The sequence below is a fragment of the Klebsiella sp. GW_Kp181 genome, assembly GCF_040062315.1.
Classification (GTDB): domain Bacteria; phylum Pseudomonadota; class Gammaproteobacteria; order Enterobacterales; family Enterobacteriaceae; genus Klebsiella; species Klebsiella oxytoca.
Map to the genome: position 1 here is coordinate 1 of NZ_JBEAFR010000025.1, position 1,546 is coordinate 1,546.

At 56.0% G+C, this 1,546-nt stretch carries 1 pseudogene; it reads right to left on the reverse strand.

The features are described 5' to 3' along the window. Positions 1-1,546, reverse strand: a pseudogene (locus ABLV11_RS06955) (hypothetical protein); the annotation flags it as partial.

Below are 1,546 nucleotides of genomic sequence, written 5' to 3' on the forward strand. Positions count from 1 at the left end.
CTGTCAGAATCGGAATCGCTGTCAGAGTCAGAATCGCTGTCGCTATCCGAGTCACTGTCCGAATCCGAGTCACTGTCAGAGTCCGAGTCGCTGTCAGAATCCGAATCACTGTCAGAGTCCGAATCGCTGTCGGAGTCCGAATCGCTGTCGGAGTCGGAATCACTGTCGGAGTCCGAGTCGCTGTCCGAATCCGAGTCGCTGTCGGAATCGGAGTCGCTGTCAGAGTCCGAGTCGCTGTCAGAGTCCGAATCGCTGTCGGAATCCGAGTCACTGTCAGAATCGGAATCGCTGTCGGAGTCAGAATCGCTGTCTGAATCGGAATCGCTGTCGGAATCCGAATCACTGTCAGAATCCGAGTCGCTGTCAGAGTCAGAATCGGCATCGCTATCCGTATCATCAGCCAGGCCGATATTAATGGTCAGCGTTGTGGTAGCCGTATCGCCATCCGCATCCGTGATGGTGTAGGTAAATACCTCCGTCTGCCCGACTGAATCAGCATCTCCGGTCGCCTGATAGGTATAAGTACCATCGGCATAGATCACCAGCTTACCGTAGGCGCCCTCAACGATCGTTCCTCCTGAGCTAACCTGCTGCGCCGATGCCCCCGGAACCGAGGATGCAACGATGCTGGTCACAGTAATCCCCGTACCGATATCACCTACGTCTCCGCCAGCATCCGTCTGCAGTACGTTACCGCTGATGATCGCGGATTCGTATCCTACAGAGTCGGTTACCGCCACATCTACCGCTGTCGCTACGCTGATATTCGCCAGGAAGTTCACCAACGTCGGCAGCAGGCCGGTATTCGTCGGCGACGAAATCACTACCGTGTAGTTCCCCTCCGGCAGGTCGCTGAAGGTGGCGCTGCCGCTGTAATCCAGGCTGACGCCTCCCGCCGTAATAGTCACCGCATTCGATGCTAGCGCAACCACTTCTCCGGTCACCGTATTAATCACCGCGAGATCGGCCTTGAAGGTATCCGTCCCACCCAGCAGAAGCAGTAGTGTATTGATCAGCGCCGCCGAGCTCAGCGTAGTACCGCCGGAGATATCCAGCGCCACATCCTGAGTCGTTCCACTCGCAACCGTAAAATCAAAGTTGTTCCCGCTAAGCAACGAAACATCGACCACACCAAGCAAGTTCACGCCTGTCAGTTGGGTAATCGTACCGTTCAGGCCCTCGAGGTTGTCATGATTCTCGAAGATCAGAGCGGTATTGGTATCCGCGTTGGCTTGCGGGATATCCGAGTCGCTATCCGAATCGGCATCGCTGTCCGAATCCGAATCGCTGTCGGAGTCCGAGTCACTGTCGGAGTCGGAATCGCTGTCAGAGTCCGAATCCGAGTCACTGTCGGAGTCCGAGTCGCTGTCGGAGTCGGAGTCGCTGTCAGAGTCAGAATCGCTGTCGCTATCCGAATCGCTGTCAGAGTCAGAATCGCTGTCCGAGTCGGAGTCACTGTCGCTATCCGAGTCACTGTCAGAATCCGAGTCGCTGTCAGAATCGGAATCGCTGTCAGAGTCAGAATCGCTGTCGCTATCCGAGTCAC